Genomic DNA, 19,363 nt, shown 5'->3' with positions numbered 1-19,363 from the left:
GTGCTGACCAGTCCGGAGGTACCGGAGGACTGATCGTGCGTAACTCGCTCGTCGCATGACGGACACCGTTCGTCGCCGTCGCCCTGTATCCCGTGCCGAATGGCCCAACACTGGAAATGAGCCCGGCGGAGCGACCCCTCGCCCCGCCGGTGCCTGGCAGTGGGGAGATAGTCATGGACAGGCTCATGCAGGACAAGGCCGTGGTCGTCACAGGCGCAGGCCGGGGACTCGGCGAGGCGTTCGCCGTGCACGTGGCCCGCGCGGGCGGGGCCGTGGTGGTCAACGACGTCGACGCCGGGCTCGCCGAGCGCACGGCCGAGACGATCCGGCAGCACGGCGGCCGGGCCGTCGCGAGTGGACACAGCGTGGCCGACCCGGCGCAGGCCCAGGCGATCGTGGACCTGTGCGTGGGCGAGTTCGGGCGGATCGACGGCCTGGTCAACAATGCCGGGCTCAACTACGAGTCCCTGCCGTGGGACGACAACGTCGACCAGGCCAGGGAGCTGGTCGAGGTCAACGTCCTGGGCGTGATGTACACGGGGCTGGCGGCGATCAAGGCGATGGTCGCCGGGGGGATTCACGGGTCCATCGTGAATATTTCGTCGGGCGCTTCGCTGGGGCAGCGCAAGCTCGGCGTGTACGCGGCTTCGAAGGGCGCGGTCGCTTCGTTGACGTATTCGTGGGCCCTGGACCTGGAGGAGCACGGGATCCGGGCCAACGCGGTCTGCCCGGTGGCGCACACGCGGATGGTGTGGAAGTCGGAGCGGGCGTTGCGGGCTTGTCCGCCGGAGCGGACGCCGTCCCGGATCGCGCCGGTGGTGTTGTTCCTGCTCGGGGATGGGTCGGCGGGGATCACCGGGCAGATGATCCGGTGCAACGGGCCACAGCTGCATGTGATGGGGCAGCCGTTCCTGAAGCAGCCGATCCTCGAGCGGCAGGTGTGGGACACGGAGACAGTGCAGAACGCCTTTGACGAGGTGTTTTCGGCGCACCTGGAGAACTACGGGCTCGAGAAGCGGGTGCCACCGCGGTTGAGAAAGTGGACGGACAGCAGCCGGATCGCCTGACGACCCACCCCGGGCGGTGCTCATCCGAACCGCCCGGGGCCGGGGATCAGGACGCCGGGGTGGTGGCGGCGTAGAGGTCCTTGATCGCGGCGTCGTAGCGCTCGTTGATGACGCGGCGCTTGAGCTTCAGCGTGGGCGTGAGCTCGCCGGTTTCGGGCGTCCACGCCTGCGTGATCAGGTGGTAGCGCTTGATCTGCTCGATGCGCGCCAGGCGGCTGTTGGCGGATTCCACCGCGCGTTCGATCTCGGCGAGCACCTGGTCGTGGGCAGCCAGCTCGTCGATGCCCGACGCCTCGATGCCGTGGGCCGTGGCCCAGCCGGGGGCGATCTCGTCGTCGAGGACGATCAGGGCGGTGACGTACGGGCGGTCGTCGCCGATGGCGACGGCCTGGCCGATGAGCGGGTGTTCCTTGAGCAGGCCCTCGATGCGGGTGGGGGCGATGTTCTTGCCGCTCGAGGTGATGATCAGTTCCTTCTTGCGGTCGGTGATCCGTACGAAACCGTCTTCGTCGATGGTGCCGATGTCGCCGGTGGCGTACCAGCCGTCGGCGTCGGTGGCGTCGGCGATGGAGCCGTCTTCCTGCAGGTAGCCGAGAAACACGATGGGGCCGCGCACGAGCAGCTCGCCGTCTTCGGCCACCTTCACCTCGACGCCCTCGAGCGGCTTGCCGACGGTGCCCGCGCGGAAGCCGCCGGCGCTGTTCGACGTGGCCGCGCCGGTCGTCTCGGACAGGCCCCAGACCTCCTGGATCTCCACGCCGAGGCCGGCGATGAAGTACAGGACCTCCACCGACAGGGCCGCCGCGCCACTGGAGGCGACGAGCACCTTGTCCAGACCGAGCAGCGCGCGCACGGGGGCGAGCACGGCCTCGTCGGTCTTCGCGATGCGCTCGGCGAGCTCGGCCGGCACCTCCTTGCCGTCGGAGCGCAGCTTGTAGCCCTCCTGCAGCAGGGCGTTGGCCGAGAGCAGCGCCTCGCGCCGGTCCTCGGGTACGCCGCCGAGCATGTTCTTCATGCCCGCCACCATCTTTTCCCACACGCGCGGCACGCCGAAGAAGCTCTCCGGGTGCACCTGCCCGAGCGCGGCGACGACACCGGCGGCGTCGGCGACGGTGTGCACGTGGCCCGCCCACAGCAGCGGCAGGTAGATCGACAGCTCGCGCTCGGCGATGTGCGCCAGCGGCAGGTAGGCGATGTTCTTGGCGTGCATGGGCGCGTCGTGCAGGTTCTGCACCGCGAGTCCTTCGTGGACGGCGTTGCGGTGCGACAGCACGACACCCTTGGGGTCGCCGGTGGTGCCGGAGGTGTAGATCATCGCGAGCGGGTCGTCCGGCTGGATCGCCTGCCACGCGGCTTCGAACGCGGCGGGGTCTTCGGCGAGCGCCGCGCGTCCGGCCGCGCGCACTTCCGCGAACGAAACGAACCTTTCGTCGCCGGCCGGGATGGCGGCCGCGTCCATCACGACGACGTGGCGCAGTGCGGGGAGATCGTCGAGCACCGGCAGCCAGCGCTCCAGCTCACCCGCGCCGCCGAGGACGACCACGGGCGCGGCGCTGTGGAGGGCGACGTAACGGATCTGGTCCGGGCTCAGCGTCGCGTATGCGGTGCACGGGATCGCGGCCAGGTGCACGGCGGCGAGGTCGGCGACCAGGTGGTCGGGACTGCTCGCAGCCATGATCAGCATGCGGTCGCGCTTGCCGAGGTCGAGCCCGGCCAGGCCGCGCGAGAACTCGGCGATCGCGGTGCAGAACTCGCTCCAGCTCAGCGTCGGGTGACCCTCGAGGTCGAGCGAGGTGACGGCGGGGTGATCGCCGTACTCGGTGGCGTTGTGGTGCAGCAGGCGGGGGATCGTCTGACCCTCGGCCTGTGCGGCTGCGGACTGCGGGGTGGTCAACGCTGGCCCTCCTCCAGTGGTGCGGATGACCGACCACTGTAGGGGCTCCCGGCCGGTGTGGATAGAGAATCGCGGCCACTCCGCGTGCCTGCGTGGACCTGACCGTGAACTACGCAAAACGGTCTATTCCTCACGCCTCGAGCAAAAGATCCACTTCGGCGGATCCTGCTTGAATGGAAGCCCCCGCCGAAGGAGAGCCTGTGCCCGCTCGTGATCAGTCCGCTCGTGAACTGCTGAGTGCGATCCAGCGCGAGCTCGCGCCGCGCGACGACGACAACCGGCTCGTGCCGCTCGTCGTGTCCGGCCGTGCACCGCGCGAGGTGTTCGCCGCGATCGCCGCCGAGGAGCGATGGATCGTGCGCAGCGACTGGCGCAGCTTCCACGCGCTGGCCGCCCGCGCCGACGAACCGCGGGCGCGCGAGTTCTTCGGTGGCCTCGCGCCGGGGGAGCAGCTCGCGCTGGGCAAGCTCGACGCGTTGGCGGCGGCGGCCGGAGATGATCCGGGGACCGAGTTGCCGCGTGCGGGTTGTCAGGCATATCCGGCGTACTTCGCTTGGCTGGCGCTGAATGGCGAAGCGGCTGAAGTCGCCGTCGCGATCTTCGCGAACTTCACCGCGTGGGGCCGGTACTGCGCCGCCATCGCCGCGGGGATGCGTGAGCACTACTGTTTTGAGGACGGCGGCTTCTCCGACGACGCGTGCGCGTTCTTCGACTTCTTCGCCGCCGACGTCCCGGAAATCGAAGAGCAGGCGCTCGCCGCGATCCAGGCCGGGCTCGACGCCGGGCGGCTCGACGCGGATCGCGCGCGGACGTACGCCCGGCTGTTCCAGAGCTACGAGCTGATGTTCTGGGACACCCTCGCCGACGAGTTCCCGGCATGACCCTCGCCGAAGAAGCGGCCGAGCTCGACGCCGCCGACCCGCTGGCCGCCAAGCGCGCGGAGTTCGACCTGGACCCGGCCGTCGCGTACTTCGACGGCAACTCTCTCGGCGCACCGCCGAGGCACGTCGCGCAGCGGCTCGCCGACGTGGTCCGCGAGCAATGGGGCGGCCGGCTGATCCGGTCGTGGACCGACGGCTGGTGGGACGCGCCGGAGCGGGTCGGGATGCGCATCGCGCCGCTCGTCGGCGCGGCGCCCGGGCAGGTCGTGGTCGCCGACTCGACGAGTGTCGACCTGTTCAAGGTGCTCGTCGCCGCCGTGCGCGCGAACCCGGGCCGCAGCGAGATCCTGCTCGACGCCGCGACGTTCCCGACCGACGGTTACGTCACCGAGCAGGTCGGGGGCCTCACCGGACACGCCGTGCGGCGCGTGCCGGTCGCCGAGCTGCCCGCCGCGTGCGGTGAGGCGACGGCGGCGGTGCTCGTGAACCACGTCGACTACGTGTCGGGCCGGCTGCACGACATGGGCGCGATCACCGCCGCCGCGCACGCGGCCGGCGCCGCCGTCGTCTGGGACCTCTGCCACAGCGTCGGCGCGATCGAGGTGCGGCTCGACGAGCACGAGGTCGACTACGCGGTGGGCTGCACCTACAAGTTCCTCAACGGCGGGCCGGGCGCGCCCGCGTTCGTCTACGTCGCGAGCCGGCTCCAGGAGTCGTTCGACCAACCGCTCGCGGGCTGGGCCGGGCACGCCGACCCGTTCGCGATGGAGGCCGGCTACCGCGCGGGCGCGGGGATTTCGCGGGCGCGGGCAGGCACTCCGGACATCCTGTCGCTGCTCGCGCTCGACGCCGCGCTGGACGTGTGGGACGACGTCGATCTTGCCGTGTTGCGGGCGAAAGGCTTGGCACTGGGCGATTTCTTCCTGCGCTGCCTCGACGTACTGCTGCCCGGCGCCGACGTGCCGACGCCGCGCGACCACGCGCGCGGCCACCAGATTTCGGTGCGGGTGCCGGACGCGCCACGGACCATGGCGGCGTTGCACGAACGCGGCGTGCTCGGCGATTTCCGTCCGCCCGACGTGCTGAGGTTCGGGCTCGCGCCGCTCTACGCGAGGTACGAGGAAGTGCTGCGCGCAGTCACGGCGTTGCATGAGCTGAGCTGAACGAAAAGGCGAACTGAATTCACGGAAAATCGCGGTTTTCGTGGCTGAATGGATCCACGCATAGCCCCTTCGGGTGAGCGACCGGGACAGTTCCGCGTGGTTGCCCGCTATGATCGGACCCTGCTTTTCCGCTGGTGGGCGCACCGCGGACCGGCGCGATCCCGTGCTCGTGCGGCACGGGGAAACGTCGGCGCGGTTGCCGGGCGAAGGGGGCGGCGATGGCCGGTGCACGGGTTCGCGAGGTGCCGATTTCGTATGTCGGCACACTCCTGGTCGGGGTAATCATCGGAATTCTGCTCGCCGAATTCGGCGACCTGTTCGTGCGCTTCCCGGTGGAGTCGGTGCTCGTGCTGGTGCTGGTCTGCTCCGTGGCCGTGCTCGGCTGGGCGTGCCGGGAGATGCTGCACGACCTCCTCCGCCGGGGCCGGCCCGGCGGCTCCGCTCGCCGGGCCGACCACGAAGACGACCCCGACTGGCCCGACGTGCCGCGCTTGATCCTGCACCGCGACGGCGACTCGCATCCGAACGGCGTTCGGCGCTGAAAAGTGGTAATCGCGCCGGTGCGAACAGCGATTCCGCGGCCGGTGTAGTCCATTTCACGCCTTTTCGTCCTCGCGTGGAGTTCAGGGCCGCGCGTAAGGTGACCGTCACGGACTGTCCGTGCCTTCCGTGATGGACCTCACCGAATGATTTCGTGTTCCTCACGCGTCGATCACCTCGCCGATAGCGCGTTGCAGGTCGCGGCGGCACCGCCGTCCGGCCCATTACTCGTGCGACCAAGCTCACCCTTAGCGTGGCGGATTTTCCAAAGTACCGCGGGAAGTTGTGAGTGGATCACGGGAACGTGACCTGGATTCGCATCCGGACTTGACGTGTCTGCCCGGCCTGCCTAACGTCGTCGCGGGCGATGGACCACGGTGAGTTGATCCGGCTGGTCGGAACCGGGTGAGAAAACCCTGGGAGACCCGAATACCTTGTACTGCCGGAAGGAAAACGGACCACGGTGAAGCAGAATTCTGTTCGTCGCAACCGCGGCTCGTCGATTCGATCACGCGTGCTCGCGATCGCGTTGATTCCGAGTCTCGCTCTCCTGATCGTCGGCGTCGCGCTAGCCGGCTACCTGATCACCGACGCGCTGCAGGCGCGCGACTACGCGCGGAAGATCCGCAGTTCGGAAGGCCCGGGCATCCCGTTCATCGTCGCCGCCGAGCAGGAGCGGCAGCTGTCGATGAGCCTGCTCGCCGGGCAGAGCGGCGCGCGTCAGGCGCTGCAGGCCGCGCGGCCGAAGACCGATGCGGCGGCCGCGCAGATCAGCTCGATCCTCGAAGGCAACTTCGCCGACGACGACACCGTGCCCGCGAGCGTGAAGCAGAACATCGCCACGTTCGCCGGGCTGTACTCGAAGGTGCCGCAGGTGCGTCAGCAGGTGGACGCGGGGCAGCTGCCGCTGCTGCAGACGTTCACCTTCTACAACCAGATCATCGACCAGTTCACGCAGGGCGTCGCCGGGCTCGCGCAGGCCGCGCGCGGTGCGGAGAACGCGTTCGCGCGCCTGTCGGCGATCCCGATCTTCAACGCCGCCGAGGAGATGCAGCGCAGCGACGCCCTGTCGGCGGCCGGGCTCGCCTCGGGCGGCCTGAACGGCGACGAGCAGCGCGCGTACATCGGGCAGATCGGCGCGTATCACGCGCAGCTGGAACAGTCCGTGCCGCAGATGCTGCCGCAGGTGCGCGCGAGCTACGACAAGCTCGTGGCCGGACCGGACTGGCGCACCGTCACGCAGGTCGAAAACGCGTTCCTGGCGGGCGAAAAGCAGCTGCCCGTGCCGCAGCAGCAGTGGCGCGACGCCGCGCACCAGGTCGCCACCACGTTGATGACGATGTTCGTGACGCAGAGCGCGGCCGCCACCAACGCGGCGATCGCCGACGCCGACACCACGCTCACCAACTCGATCATCGCCGGCGCCGCCGCGGTGCTCATCGCGATCATCGTGGTGCTCATCGCACTGCGCCTGTCGCGCCGGTTCATCGCGCGCCTCGCGCGGCTGCGGGAGGACACGCTCGACGCGGCCGAGGTCCGGCTGCCGGAGCTGGTGGAGCGCGTGCGGGCGGGCGAACCCGTGGACCTCGAGGAGGGCGGGCACTTCCTCGACCACGGTGACGACGAGATCGGCGAGGTCGCCGAGGCGTTCAACAAGGCACAGCAGGCGGCCATCGCCGCCGCGGTCGAAGAGGCGAAGACGAGGGAGGGCACCAAGACGGTGTTCCTCAACATCGCCCACCGCAGCCAGGTCATCGTGCACCGGCAGCTGAAGGTGCTCGACGCGGCCGAGCGCAAGCAGGAGGACCCGGACCAGCTGGACACGCTCTTCCAGCTCGACCACCTGTCCACGCGCGCCCGTCGCAACGCCGAGAACCTGATCATCCTCGGCGGTGGCCAGCCCGGCCGGCAGTGGCGCAACCCCGTCGGCCTGGCGGAGCTGGTGCGGGGCGCGGCGGCCGAGACCGAAGATTTCTCGCGCGTGAAGACGGCCGCGCTGCCGTCGATCGCCGTGCGCGGGCCGGTGGTCGGCGACCTCGTGCACCTGCTGGCGGAGCTGATCGACAACGCGACGTCGTTCTCGCCGCCCGAGGCGCGCGTCGAGCTGCGCGGCAACATCGTCGGCAAGGGTGTGGTGATCGAGGTCGAGGACCAGGGCCTCGGGCTGGAGAAGGAGCAGTCGGACGAGTTCAACGCGATGCTCGCCGACCCGCCGGACTTCGGGATCATGGCGCTGTCGGACGAGCCCCGGCTGGGCCTGTTCGTGGTCGCGCGGCTCGCGTCGCGCCACGGCATCTCCGTGCACCTGCGGGAGTCGGCCTACGGCGGCACACGCGCGATCGTGCTGGTGCGCAGGGATCTGCTGGCCCCGCTGGCCGAGGCGGCGCCGGACGTCGCCGAGGAGCAGGCCCCGGCGCCGGTGCCCGAGCGGCCGGTGCAGGACCCGGTGCGCATGAGCCGCGTCGGCCGGCGGGCGGCCCGGTTGCGTCCCGAGCCGGCTCCGGTCGCGGCGGTGGAACAGCCCGCGTACGAGCCGCCCGCGCCGCCGGTCGAGCAGCCCGCTCCGCCGCGTGCCGCCCGGCCGCCTCGCCCGCCCCAGCCGGCGTGGCCCGCGCACGAGCCGCGGCCGGCACCGGAGAACGGCCGCCCCCAGCAGCCGCACCGGCCGGAAGCACCCGGACGCCCGGCGCTGCCTCAGCGCCGGCGTCAGCAGAACCTCGTGCCCCAGCTGCGCGAGGACCGTCCGGCGCACGAGCTCCAGGATGCCCGGGAGGACACGCCGGAACTCGCCCGCAACCGCCTCACGGCGTTCCAGCAGGGCACCCGGCGCGCCCGGGAGACGGAAGTCGACTACGACGACAACAGGTACGGAGATCGCGACTGATGGCCAACAACGGCGTCAACGAGCTCGACTGGTTGCTCGACGACCTCGTCAAGCGGGTCGCCGGTGCCGAGCGGGCAGTGGTGCTTTCTTCCGACGGGCTGCTGATCGGCCGGTCGAGCAACCTGTCCGAAGAGGACGGTGAGCACCTGTCGGCGGTCGCTTCGGCGTTCCAGAGCCTCGCGAGGGGCACCGGACGTCACTTCGGCGGCGGCAACGTGCGGCAGACGATGGTGGAGATGGATCACGCGTTCCTCTTCGTGACGGCCGCCGGCCGCGGCGCGTGCCTCGCGCTGCTGGCGAGCGCCGACGCGGACATGGGGCTCGTGGCGTACGAGATGAACCTGATGGTCAAGCGGGTCGGCGCGGTGCTCACGGCGGCACCGCGGGCCGGAGTGGTCCAGCGGACCTCGCCATGAGCGGCCGGCACGAGTCCTGGTTCGACGACGAGGCCGGGCCGCTGGTCCGCTCCTACGCCGTCACGGGCGGGCGCACCCGCTCGGACACGCTCGGGCTGGACCTGATCACGCTCGTGGTCGCCATGCGCACCGCGCGCGAGGTGGCCGCGATCGAGCCGGAGTACGCGCAGATCCTGAGCCTGTGCCAGAAACCGACGTCGGTCGCCGAGGTGGCCGCGCGCGTGGACCTGCCCCTGCCTGTGGTCAAGGTTCTGCTGAGTGATCTGATCGAGCAGAACCTGGTGCTGTTCCGCACCGCTGCACCACCGACCGAAGCCCCGAACAAACACGTACTCCAGGCGGTTCTCGATGGCATCCGGAAACTCTGAACCCCGGCGCGCGCTGACCGCGACCGCGGTCAAAGTGCTGATCGCCGGCGGGTTCGGGGTCGGCAAGACCACGATGGTCGGGTCGGTCAGCGAGGTCCCCCCGCTGCGCACGGAAGAGGTGATCACCACCGCTTCCGAGGGCGTCGACGACCTCTCGGGCGTGGAGCAGAAGACCACCACCACCGTCGCGCTGGACTTCGGCCGCATCACCATCAACCCCGAGCTGATCCTGTACCTGTTCGGCACGCCCGGGCAGGATCGGTTCTGGTTCATGTGGGACGAGCTGGCCGAGGGCGCGCTGGGTGCCGTGGTGCTGGCCGACACGCGGCGGCTGGAATCGTGCTTCGCCGCGGTGGACTTCTTCGAGCGGCGCGGCCTGCCGTTCATCGTGGGTGTGAACTGCTTCGACGGCGCGTACCGCTACGGCACGGAAGAGGTCCGGGCCGCGTTGGACCTCGACCCGGACGTTCCCCTGTTGCTGTGCGACGCCCGTGAGCGGGAGTCCACCAAGCAGGTGCTGACGATCCTCATGGAGCACGTGGTGAAGTACAGCGACCTGGCGGCCGCGGGCTACTGACGCGCTTTCTCGGCCCGGTTTCGCAGGCTGCCCAGGGCGAACGCGCCCGGACCGGTGAAGGCGATCGTCAGGAAGATCCACGAGTACAGCGCGGCCGGCTCGCCCATGTTCTGCATCGGCAGCAGGCCCAACGGCGCGTGGACGGTGAAGTAGGCGTAGGCCATCACACCGGACAGCACGATCGCGGCCGGTCGCGTCGCCACACCCAGCAGGATCAGCACGGCGCCGACGACCTCGATCGCGCTGGCCCAGAAGCCGGGGAAGCTGCCGAACGGCACGGCCCCGCCCTGCCCGTCGATGCCGCCGAAGAAGCCGAAGCCGGCCAGGCCGTGGATCAGGAACAGGGCGGACGTGACGACTCGGAACAGGGCCAGCACGATCGGGCGGACGCGCTCGACGAGCTGCGGCTTCGTGGCCGACGCGGTGGACGGGGTGGCCTGGGTGCGGGTGATGGTGGTCATTTTCCGGTTCCCTCCGAGTGTTTTTCCCTTTTGCCGATGCGTCGAACCGGCTCGACGCGGATCGACACGGGTGCGGAAACTTTTTCGGAGGGGTTCCGGCAGACTGTCGCGATGGCTGCCAAACACAGCGCTGGGCTGCTGCTCTTCCGCCGGCGCGACGAGGTCGAGGTGCTGCTCGCGCACATGGGCGGGCCGTTCTGGGCAAAGAAGGACGAGGCCGCATGGTCGCTGCCCAAGGGCGAGCTCGAGGACGGCGAGGAGCCGGTGGCCGCCGCCCGGCGCGAGTTCGCGGAGGAGCTCGGCCTGCCCGCGCCCGACGGAGAGTGGCTCGCGCTGGGTGACGTGCGGCAGTCGGGGAAGGTCGTCACGGCGTGGGCCGTGGAGGCGGACCTGGCCCCGGCGGCGGTCGTGCCGGGGACGTTCGAGCTGGAGTGGCCGCCGCGCTCGGGGCGCAAGCAGGAGTTCCCGGAGGTGGACCGCGTCGAGTGGTTCGGGCTGGACGACGCGCGGGTGAAGCTCGTGAAGGGGCAGCGGGCGTTCCTCGACCGGCTGTCCGAATTGGTCTAGCCCAGGAGGTCGAGGACCTCGGCCAGCGGTTTGGCCGTGAACGACGGCAGCACCAGGTCGGCGTGACCGAAGTCGAGCACGGTGGTGATGGCGTTCGGCACGGCGACCGTCGGAATGCCCGCGGCCTTGGCGGCGCTGACGCCGTGGGGCGAGTCCTCGAAGGCGATGGCCTGGTCGGCCACGACGTCGAGCGTGGCCAGCGCGGCGAGATAGGTGTCGGGGCGCGGTTTGGCGGCGTGGCGGTCGCCGGTCTCGACGGATCCGAACCGTTCGGCGAGGCCGAGGCGGGCGAGCTGGCCGTGGACCCAGGTGCCCGAGGAGCTGGACGCGACGCCGAGCTTGAGGTTCCGGCTCGCGGCTTCGTCGAGGTAGCCGAGCACGCCCTCGCGCGGGCCTTCGGCTTCCAGCAGCTGGTGGACGCGGGCGCGCATCCCCGGGCGCAGCTGCTCGGGGTCGATGTTCGCGACGCGCTCGGCCAGCAGCTCGAACATCGTGGCGGCCGTGTTCTGCGTGCCGATCACGGTGTGCCAGACCTCCAGCGGGAGCTCCGTGCCGTGGTCGCGGAACATCTCCTGCCACGACTGCAGCACCGCGGCTTCCGTGTCGGCCAGCGTTCCGTCGAAGTCGAAGATCAGCGCTCGCGTGGCCACCCGGTCAGCTTGCCGTACGGCCGTTCGCGGTGTCAGCGAGGTGTGAAGAACTCCGCAAGCACGGGGGCGAGCGCCTTGGCCTTCACGAGGTGGGTCTGGCCCGGGAGAGTGCGGTAGGTGGCGCCCGGCAGGGTACGGGCGAGTTGCGAGACGCCGGCGCGCATCCACTGGGGACTCTTGCCACCGTCGATGACCAGTGTGGGCGCGGCGATGCCTGACCAGCGTCCTTCGGGGAGCGGCCGGCCGGCTTGGTTGCCGTCCATCACCGCGTTGTCGTAGGGGAGCGTGTGGGCCACGCGCTTGAGCTTCGGCCACGCGGGCATGAGGCGCATCATCGCGACCATGGGCGCGGGCAGTTCGACACCGACGCGCATGAAGAGGCGGACGGCTTCCGCTCGGTTGTCGTCCTTGACGGCCTGCTCGAGCTTCTCGGTGTAGTCGCGTTCGAGGGGCTTGCGCGACCCGTCGACGACGAACGGCGGCTCGTACACGGCGAGTTTGTTCGTCGGCACCCCGCGCTGTGCTGCTTCGAGCGCGAGCACGGCTCCCGAGGAGATCCCGAAGAGGCCGGCTTCGCCACCCGCCTCCTTGACGACGGCGGCGACGTCTTCCACCTCGCGCTCCACGTCGTAGGGCAGCGTGTTCCCGCTTTCGCCCCGGCCGCGGCGGTCGAAGGTGAAGACGGTGAAGCGGCCGGCGAGTTCCTTCGCGATGGCGTCGTTGGGCGTCGAGCCGCGGTAACACATCGCCCCGTCGACGAGCACGAGCGACGGCCCGGTGCCGACGCGGGTGTAGCCGAGGGTGGTGCCGTCGGCGGAAGCGGTGGTGGGCATGGGTTTTGCCTCCTTCAGTGGTTGATGGTGCGCTTGGTGGGGACTCCTCGGTTGGTCGCTTGGGGAGAAGGCTGTCACCGATCGTTGTTGTTGTCAAGACAAAAAAATTAGTCGGTGGAGCGAGTTGAGGAGGTGCCGTGGGGGTTGGCGTTGGTGATTTCAGGCGAAGGTGCGCCGGGGTTGAGCCTGACGAGGTCGCGTGCGACGCGCCGAAGCTCTCGCCGGGCCTGTCGGTGATCGAGTCGGGCCGGGAGGTCGAGGGTCGGCGGTGCTCAGGTCAGGCGTGCTCGCCGGGTTGGGGTCAGGCCAGTTTTTGGGCGAGCGGGGCCGGTCGGGCGGCGCGGCGGATCGCTGGGTCCCGTGGAAGCACTTGCCCGGCCTGCTGTTGCTCGCGTCAGGCCAGTCGGTCGGCCGTGCTCAGGTCAGGCGTGGTGGCCGGGTTGAGGTCGTCGACGGCGGGCCTGGCCGGGTCGCTTCGAAGCGCTCGCCCGGCCTGTCGTTGCTCGCGTCAGGCCGGGCGGTCGAGGGCCGGTGGTGCCCAGGTCAGGCGGCGCGGCGGAGGGTGAGGAGGCTGATCTCGTTGGGGGCGAACACGCGGAACGGAGGGCCCCAGAAGCCGGAGCCGCGGCTGTTGTAGAGCTGGGTGCGGGGGCCGTGGGGCGTGAGGCCGGAGAGGGTGGGCTGGTCGAGGCGGACGAGCAGGTGGAACGGCCAGATCTGGCCGCCGTGGGTGTGACCGGAGATCTGCAGGTCGACGCCGGCTTCGCGGGCCTGTTTGACCTGCTTGGGCTGGTGGGCGAGGAGGACGACGGGGACGTCCGGATCCGCGCCGGCGAGGGCGGCGGGCAGGTCGGGGCCGTGGCCGGGCAGCCCGGAGGCCGCGCCGGTGGGGTCGTCGATGCCGGCGAAGAGGATGCGGTCGCCGCCGCGTTCGACGAGGGTGCTGCGGTTGTGGAGGGTGTCCCAGCCGAGGCTCGCCATGTGGTCGAGCCAGGCCTGGGCTTCGCCGAAGTACTCGTGGTTGCCGGTGATGTAGAAACGGCCGAGGCCGGCCTGCACGCCGCCCAGCGGGTCGACCTGCTTGCGGCGCTTGGCGACCGACCCGTCGGCGAGGTCGCCCGCGTGGCAGACGACGTCTGCCTGCAGCCGGTTCACCTCGGCGACCAGCTTCTCCGACCACTTGGTGCGGTCGAGGGGGCCGTAGTGCGTGTCGGTGATGACCGCGACGCGCAGCCCGTCGACGCCCGCGCCCAGCCGCGGGATCACCACGTCCACTTCCTTCACCGGCGGCACCCGCATCGCGATCCGGTTGCCGACCACGAGCAACACCACCGACACCACCAGGCTCGCCGCCGCCACGATCCGCGGCCGCGCGGGGTCGTCGACACCCGCGACCAGCAGCGCCAGCCGCAACACGTGCCCGAGGACGCTCCAGGTGAACAGCACCCAGGCGGTGCCCAGCATGACGTCCCCGGCCCGCGCCGCCGCATCGCTCTGCCTCGGCCCGTGGCCCTGGAACATCAGCACCGGGAACGCCACCATCGCGCCCGCGAACACCACCGTCCCCGCGACGGTCCCCGCCACCGGCCACCCCGGCAACAACACGAACACCGACCAGGGCTCCCCGAACAACAACAGCAACGCAACAACCAGGGCGGCCGCCCGACGAACCCGACGCATCACGGTCGCCATCCCTTCGACATGGTCTACCCAGAGTAGCCGGACTCTTGAAGCTAACGGCCCAATGGGCTGTTAGGGCTGCTTCGAGTCGCCGAGCTGAGCTGGTCGAGTCGAGCGGAACCGGGTCGAGCTGGCCGAGTCGAGCTGGTTGAGTCGAACCGAACCAGGTCGGTCGAGTCCTGTGGCCGAGCCGGAGTCGAACTGAGCCGAGGCAGTCGAGCCGAGGCCGGCCGGCCTCGGCTCGACCTGGGGCAGGCTTGGCTCAGTGGATCCGGAAGTCGAACGGAGCCCGGCCGGGCGGGCCGAATCGAGCCGGGCCTGCCGAGTGCGGTAGCCGAGGCGAGTCGAGCTGAGTCCGTTGGCGGAACCGAGCCGGAGGGCCGCGAGCCGAACGATTCGGCTTGACCGAGCTGGCAACCAGAGCCGGGTTGGTCGAGCGAGCCGGGTTGGGCGAGCGGGCGAGCGGGCCGTGTCAGAGGACCCCGCTACTCGAACCGTGTCGGTGGGCCGAGTCAGGGCAGTCGTGAGAGTCGACTGCGCGATCGCCGTCGCTGCTGATTCAGTGACCCGCGCCGAGACCACCCGATTCAGCGACTGCGTTGTCGATCAGGTGTTCGATACAGTTTTTGGCATGAAGTCCTCCACTGCTCACACAGCCACCGAGATCTCCCGCCGTCTGGCCCTGTCCCATACCGAAACCGAAGCCGTCACGGCTCTTCACGCCGCCCTCGCGTCACATCTGCCGACCACTCTCACCGCCCTCCGCAACGGCACCATCGACATCATCACCGCCGCCGGCCTCGCCTATCTCGCCGGTTTCGTCTCGGCCACCCAAGCTCACCTCGCCACAGAAATACTCACCCCCGGCCGCCACGAATGGCGCTGGGTCACTTAGGTCCTGGCGCGGACACTCTCTTGTGGACACTTGGGCCCGGCCGCACTGTCCACACGGGAGTACCGAGCAGGTCCCGGGCCATCGCTCGCTCCGCGGCTGTGTCAGCAGGGTCAGGCCGAGCGGTGGGGAGGGAAGGCAGGCGAACTCCTCATCGCAGGAGGGAGCCGGCGTGGGTGCCGGCGAGGTGGCCGAGGCCGAGGGCGGCCAGGAGGCCGTTGCCGGAGCTGTAGCCGGCGCCGCCGGTGTGGCCGCTGATGCCGGTGGCGACGCCGCCGACGGCGTAGAGGCCCGGGATGGGGCCGGTGTCGGTGGTCGGCCGGGCGTGCCCGTCGACGAGCAGCCCGCCCTGGGTGTGGAAGAGACCGGGCACCGACCGGACGGCCACGTAGGGCGCGTGCAGCGGGCCGAAGCCCCAGTCCGTGCGGCCCCACTCGTCCTTGTCGTCGCCGGAGGCCACCGTCGCGGCGGAGGCCAGGGTGGTGGAGAGGGCCGAAGGGGAGACGCCGCAGAAGGTGGCCAGTTCCTCCACCGACGCGCACTCCCGCGCGCCGCCCATGGCGACGAGGTCCGCGAACTCCTCCTCGTGGCTCGCCACGTAGTCGCGGATCTTCGTGTCGAACACGACGTGCCACGGGCCGGGAGTGCCGAGCACGGCGTCGGCGTAGCCGGAGTAGCCGCGGGATTCGTCGCCGAAGCGCCGGCCGGCGCCATTCACGAGCACGCCGCCCATCTCCACCGTCGTCCACGAGGTGATGGAGCCGTGGGGATACGCGACGGCCGCGTATCCTTGGTACGCCGTCGGGTTGCCCAGCCGGGCGCCCAGGTCGAGGGCCCACTGCAGCGACTCGCCCGTGCTGCCGTGCGCGCCGAAGTACTCGAAGCCGGCGATCGCCGGGGCCCACTCGCGCAGGAGGGCGCGGTTGGCCGCGAAGCCGTTGCCGGCCAACACGACGGCGTGGGAGGTGATCTCGTAGGTGCCACTGCGCGGCCCGGAGACCCGCACGCCCGTGACCCGGCCCTCGTCGTGGAGCAACGCGGCCACCGGCGTGTGCACGAGCACCTCGGTGTCCGTCGCCCGCACCGCGCCGAGCAGGTCGGCGACGAGGTCGCGGCCCTTGCGCGAAGGCGGCGCGTGCAGCCGGGGCACGGAGTGGCCGACGTGCTTGTAGTCGGTGATCAGGCGCAGGTCGACGCCGTGCGTGTCGATCAGCCACTCCACCAGCCCGGCCGAACCGGCGGCGAGCAGGCGGGCGAGGTCGTCGGCGTCGTGGCTGCCCGACTGGGCCAGCAGGTCCGTCGCGAGGCGGGCGGCGGAGTCGTCGATGCCCGCCGCGGCCTGGAAGCGCGTTCCCGCGCCCGGCACGGAGCCCGTGGACAACGCGGTGTTCCCGCCCGCGTGCTCCGCCTTCTCCAACACGACCACGCTGGCGCCGGCGTCGTGGGCCGCCAGGGCGGCGGTGAGCCCGCCACCGCCGGCCCCGACCACGATCACGTCGACGTCGGTCACGCCGAGACCTCCGAAAGGGCCGCGAGGATCCGGTCCGTGCTGGCGACGTCCGCGTACTTCTGCGCCATGTCGAACAAGTTGGCCTGGTGCACGGTCGGCGTGCGGTCGTACACGGCATCGTGCGGTACGGCGACGCGGAAGTTGTACGCGAACGCATCGACCACACTGGACCGCACGCAGCCGCTGGTGGTGCAGCCGGTGACCACGAGTGTGTCCACGGCCCGGTCGATCAGGTAGCTGACCAGCGGCGTCCCGAAGAACGCGCTCGGGTGCCGCTTCGGCAGCAGCACGTCACCCTCGGCCGGCGCGACCTCGGCCACGAACTCATATCCCTGCGAAGGAACGTCCATGATGGACGGCACCTTCGCCCCCAGCCGACCCGAGTCGTACGAGGCTTTCGGGGCCACATAAGGGTAGAGAACCGGCCAGCCCCGAGCCCGGAACGTCGTCAGCAGCCGGCTGATGTTCGCCACCGCGTCCCAGCCGGCCTGGCCGCAGCTCGTGCGGTAGTCCTCGGCCACCGACTCGAAGAACGGCTTCGGCGAGTTCCCGACGGTGCGGTACTGCACATCGATGATCAGCAACGCCGGCCGCTCGCCGAGGCCGGCGGGCTTGCCGAACCCCGCGGCTTCGTAGCGGGCTTCGTCGTCGGCGGTGATCACGTCGGACCACGGACGGTCGCTCACGCCGAAACCTCCTGCTTCGCACTGGCAGCCAGCGCGGCACGCCCGCTGTTGCGCCGGGACAGGAACCGCCCGCGCGGGCCCTGCACCTCACCGTCGCGCACGGTGAACTCGCCGCCGAGAATGGTGTGCTGCACGCTCACCTTCGACTCCCAGCCCTCCCACACCGAGTACTCGGCACCGGAATGCTGCGTCGCCGCGGCGACCGTGCTCGGCCGGTTCGGGTCGATGACAGCGAAATCGGCGTCCGCGCCGATCCGGATCGCGCCCTTGCGCGGCCACAGGCCGAACAGCTGCGCCGGACGCGTGGCCGTGAGGTCGACGAGCCGCTCCACCGGAATGCCCCGGTTGAAGTGACCTTCACTCAGCAGCAGCGGCAAAAGCGTTCCGGTGCCGGGGAAACCGGCCGAAGCGCTCCACAGGTCCTTGTCCTTCGCGCTGAAATGCCGCGGCACGTGGTCGGAGCCGATCACGTCGACGCGGCCGTCGGCCACGGCTTCCCACAACGCTTCGCGGTCGTCACGCGTACGCAGCGGCGGGTTCACCTTGCCGCGCGAGCCGAGCCCGGAGTCGATGCCGAGCGTGAGGTAGTGCGGGCACGTCTCCACGAACACGTCGGGGTACTCGGCCCGCTGGCGCTCCAACGCCGAAAGCGCTTCCCGGCTCGTCACGTGCACCGCATAGCTGGACGCGCCGACCACGCTCGCGAGGTACGCGACCCGCCCCTCGGCCTCGGCCTCCACATACGGCGGACGCACGGCGTGCCACGCGTCCAGGCCGGCGTCGGGGTCCTTGCTCAGCCGCTCGCGCAGCCGCCACACGAGCTCGATGTTCTCGGCGTGCTGCGCGATCATCGCGCCGGAGTCGGCGGCGGCCTGCAGCGCGTCGAACAGGAACGAGTCGTCGTTGCCGGGCAGGTTGAGGTACGCGCCCTCGTTGCCACGGAAGTTGGTGAACACCTTGAAGCTCGACACACCGAGGTCACGCGTGTAGTGCCCGATGGACTCGACGTGCTCGGGCGTCACCACGCAGAAGTGGAAGCCGAAGTCGGTGTGCGCGTGCTCGGCCATCAGGTCGCGCGCGGCCGGGAACAGCTCGTCGTAGGGCCGCGGGCTCATCAGGTACGCCAGCATCGTGGTGACGCCGCCCGCCGCGGCCGAAGCCGTCTCGAGTGCGGCGTCCTCCACGGTCTTGGGCACGGAGAGGTCCTGGCCAAGGTGCACGTGGGCGTCGATGGCACCGGGCAGGACCCAGCGGCCGGTGACGTCGACGGTCTCGGTGGCGGGCAGTTCGTCGGACGGCGAGCAGATCGCGGCGATCTTCCCGTCGCGCACGCACACGTCGACCTCGCTCAGGCCGGTGCCGGGCAGCACGACCCGGCCGCCGTGGAGTCGCAGATCGTAGGGCTTCATTCGGTGGTCCTTCCCGCGTACTTCTCGTCGAGGGCGTCGAACAGCGGCTTGCGCACCAGGTTCTGCCGGTCGGCCCAGCTGATGATCTTGTCGCCGATCTCGGTGGTGTCGCCGTGTTCCTTGAGGTGGCGCAACGCGATCCGCATCCCCGCGACGGCGCCGCGCATGGCCGTGTTGGCGTAGAGGGCGACCGAGAAGCCCAGCGTGCGCAGCTCTTCCAGCGGCAGGATGGGCGTGAGCCCGCCCTCGACCATGTTGGCGATGTGCGGGCCGGGCACGGTGCGGGTGATCTCGGCCAGCTCCTCCGGCGAACCGGGCGCTTCGACGAACAGGATGTCGGCGCCGGCTTCGCGGTAGAGGTTCGCGCGCTCGCACGCGGCGGTGAGTCCCACCACCGCGCGCGCGTCGGTGCGCGCCACGATCAGGAAGTCCTCGGTGGCACGAGCGTCGACGGCGGCCTGGATCTTCCCGACCATCTCCGACGCTTCGATCACCTCTTTGCCGGTGAAGTGGCCGCACCGCTTGGGGGAGACCTGGTCTTCGAGCTGGATCGCGGTGGCGCCGGCGCGTTCGAGCGTGCGCACGGTGCGCTGCACGCCGAGCGCGTTGCCGAAGCCGGTGTCGGCGTCGACCACGAGCGGCAGGGACACCGCGTCACGCGTGGCCTCGACGTGGCCGGCCAGCTCGGGCAGGGACAGCAGGCCGACGTCGGGGGCACCGAGGTAGGTGTTGGTGATCCCGGCACCGGAGAGGTAGACGGCTTCGAACCCGGTCTCTTCCGCGACCCGGGCGGTGAGCGCGTTGGGCGCACCCGCCAGGAGCAACGGCGCCTGGTCGCGTGCCGCCACCCGCTCGCGCAACCGGGCACCCAGAGAGCTTGTCACA

19 protein-coding genes are annotated in these 19,363 nt (G+C 70.5%); 10 read left to right on the top strand and 9 right to left on the bottom strand.

Annotated features, from left to right (window positions below; translation table 11 throughout):
* Positions 1 to 173 precede the first annotated feature (173 nt).
* On the top strand, positions 174 to 1,067 hold the full coding sequence (locus tag K1T34_RS08310; RefSeq protein WP_220243707.1) for an SDR family NAD(P)-dependent oxidoreductase: 894 nt from the start codon (positions 174 to 176) through the stop codon (positions 1,065 to 1,067).
* A 46-nt stretch (positions 1,068 to 1,113) separates the two neighbouring features.
* Here K1T34_RS08310 and K1T34_RS08305 read toward each other — a convergent pair whose 3' ends face one another.
* The gene (locus tag K1T34_RS08305; protein WP_220243706.1) at positions 1,114 to 2,961 is read right to left on the bottom strand and encodes a long-chain fatty acid--CoA ligase; all 1,848 of its coding nucleotides are present in this window, start codon (positions 2,959 to 2,961) and stop codon (positions 1,114 to 1,116) included.
* 200 nt (positions 2,962 to 3,161) lie between these two features.
* On the opposite strand from K1T34_RS08305, the gene K1T34_RS08300 reads away from it, so the two are divergent.
* The 7 genes from K1T34_RS08300 to K1T34_RS08270 all read left to right on the top strand — a co-directional run bounded on the left by K1T34_RS08300 (position 3,162) and on the right by K1T34_RS08270 (position 9,790).
* Positions 3,162 to 3,842, top strand: a complete 681-nt coding sequence (locus K1T34_RS08300) for a transcriptional regulator (protein WP_255638395.1) — start codon at positions 3,162 to 3,164, stop codon at positions 3,840 to 3,842.
* Positions 3,839 to 5,005 (top strand): kynureninase, encoded by a 1,167-nt coding sequence (kynU, locus tag K1T34_RS08295; RefSeq protein WP_220243704.1) that lies wholly within the window; start codon positions 3,839 to 3,841, stop codon positions 5,003 to 5,005. Before K1T34_RS08300 ends, kynU begins: the two co-directional genes overlap by 4 nt.
* Before the next feature lie 218 nt (positions 5,006 to 5,223).
* On the top strand, positions 5,224 to 5,547 hold the full coding sequence (locus K1T34_RS08290) for a hypothetical protein (RefSeq protein WP_220243703.1): 324 nt from the start codon (positions 5,224 to 5,226) through the stop codon (positions 5,545 to 5,547).
* A gap of 461 nt (positions 5,548 to 6,008) precedes the next feature.
* Positions 6,009 to 8,429: a nitrate- and nitrite sensing domain-containing protein gene (locus K1T34_RS08285; RefSeq protein ID WP_255638394.1), complete on the top strand. Its 2,421-nt coding sequence runs from the start codon at positions 6,009 to 6,011 to the stop codon at positions 8,427 to 8,429.
* On the top strand, positions 8,429 to 8,845 hold the full coding sequence (locus K1T34_RS08280; protein WP_220243702.1) for a roadblock/LC7 domain-containing protein: 417 nt from the start codon (positions 8,429 to 8,431) through the stop codon (positions 8,843 to 8,845). The genes K1T34_RS08285 and K1T34_RS08280 overlap by 1 nt, the downstream gene beginning before the upstream one ends.
* Entirely contained in the window at positions 8,842 to 9,213 is a 372-nt protein-coding gene (locus K1T34_RS08275) for a DUF742 domain-containing protein (RefSeq protein ID WP_220243701.1), read from the top strand. Before K1T34_RS08280 ends, K1T34_RS08275 begins: the two co-directional genes overlap by 4 nt.
* Positions 9,194 to 9,790, top strand: coding sequence for an ATP/GTP-binding protein (locus K1T34_RS08270; protein ID WP_220243700.1), 597 nt, complete (start codon positions 9,194 to 9,196; stop codon positions 9,788 to 9,790). Before K1T34_RS08275 ends, K1T34_RS08270 begins: the two co-directional genes overlap by 20 nt.
* On the opposite strand, the gene K1T34_RS08265 is transcribed toward K1T34_RS08270, so the two are convergent.
* The gene (locus tag K1T34_RS08265) at positions 9,784 to 10,251 is read right to left on the bottom strand and encodes a DoxX family protein (protein WP_220243699.1); all 468 of its coding nucleotides are present in this window, start codon (positions 10,249 to 10,251) and stop codon (positions 9,784 to 9,786) included. The two genes, K1T34_RS08270 and K1T34_RS08265, sit on opposite strands and share 7 nt — an antisense overlap.
* A gap of 111 nt (positions 10,252 to 10,362) precedes the next feature.
* Between K1T34_RS08265 and K1T34_RS08260 the strand changes: the two genes are divergently transcribed.
* Complete coding sequence (locus K1T34_RS08260; RefSeq protein WP_220243698.1) at positions 10,363 to 10,818, top strand: NUDIX domain-containing protein; 456 nt, start codon at positions 10,363 to 10,365, stop codon at positions 10,816 to 10,818.
* Here the strand turns inward: K1T34_RS08260 and K1T34_RS08255 are convergent.
* The 3 genes from K1T34_RS08255 to K1T34_RS08245 form a co-directional block, all read right to left on the bottom strand.
* Positions 10,815 to 11,468, bottom strand: a complete 654-nt coding sequence (locus tag K1T34_RS08255) for an HAD family phosphatase (RefSeq protein WP_220243697.1) — start codon at positions 11,466 to 11,468, stop codon at positions 10,815 to 10,817. The genes K1T34_RS08260 and K1T34_RS08255 overlap by 4 nt on opposite strands.
* A 32-nt stretch (positions 11,469 to 11,500) precedes the next feature.
* Positions 11,501 to 12,301: an alpha/beta fold hydrolase gene (locus tag K1T34_RS08250; protein ID WP_220243696.1), complete on the bottom strand. Its 801-nt coding sequence runs from the start codon at positions 12,299 to 12,301 to the stop codon at positions 11,501 to 11,503.
* A 543-nt stretch (positions 12,302 to 12,844) separates the two neighbouring features.
* Positions 12,845 to 13,981 carry a metallophosphoesterase gene (locus tag K1T34_RS08245; RefSeq protein ID WP_220243695.1) on the bottom strand — a complete coding sequence of 379 codons (1,137 nt, stop codon included), beginning with the start codon at positions 13,979 to 13,981 and terminating at the stop codon, positions 12,845 to 12,847.
* 562 nt (positions 13,982 to 14,543) lie between these two features.
* On the opposite strand from K1T34_RS08245, the gene K1T34_RS08240 reads away from it, so the two are divergent.
* Positions 14,544 to 14,876: a hypothetical protein gene (locus K1T34_RS08240; RefSeq protein ID WP_220243694.1), complete on the top strand. Its 333-nt coding sequence runs from the start codon at positions 14,544 to 14,546 to the stop codon at positions 14,874 to 14,876.
* Between the two features lie 148 nt (positions 14,877 to 15,024).
* Here the strand turns inward: K1T34_RS08240 and K1T34_RS08235 are convergent, their stop codons facing one another.
* The 4 genes from K1T34_RS08235 to K1T34_RS08220 are packed head-to-tail and all read right to left on the bottom strand — an operon-like array spanning position 15,025 to position 19,362.
* Positions 15,025 to 16,383, bottom strand: a complete 1,359-nt coding sequence (locus tag K1T34_RS08235; protein WP_220243693.1) for an FAD-dependent oxidoreductase — start codon at positions 16,381 to 16,383, stop codon at positions 15,025 to 15,027.
* Positions 16,380 to 17,069 (bottom strand): isochorismatase family protein, encoded by a 690-nt coding sequence (locus K1T34_RS08230; protein WP_220243692.1) that lies wholly within the window; start codon positions 17,067 to 17,069, stop codon positions 16,380 to 16,382. The genes K1T34_RS08235 and K1T34_RS08230 overlap by 4 nt, the downstream gene beginning before the upstream one ends.
* Complete coding sequence (locus tag K1T34_RS08225) at positions 17,066 to 18,478, bottom strand: dihydroorotase family protein (protein WP_220243691.1); 1,413 nt, start codon at positions 18,476 to 18,478, stop codon at positions 17,066 to 17,068. Before K1T34_RS08225 ends, K1T34_RS08230 begins: the two co-directional genes overlap by 4 nt.
* Positions 18,475 to 19,362 (bottom strand): oxaloacetate decarboxylase, encoded by an 888-nt coding sequence (locus tag K1T34_RS08220; protein ID WP_220243690.1) that lies wholly within the window; start codon positions 19,360 to 19,362, stop codon positions 18,475 to 18,477. The genes K1T34_RS08225 and K1T34_RS08220 overlap by 4 nt, the downstream gene beginning before the upstream one ends.
* Position 19,363: the final 1 nt, after the last annotated feature.

It is taken from the genome of Amycolatopsis sp. DSM 110486, assembly GCF_019468465.1.
GTDB lineage: Bacteria > Actinomycetota > Actinomycetes > Mycobacteriales > Pseudonocardiaceae > Amycolatopsis.
Note: the sequence above shows the minus strand (reverse complement) of the source record. Positions and strands in the feature narration are given on the sequence as shown.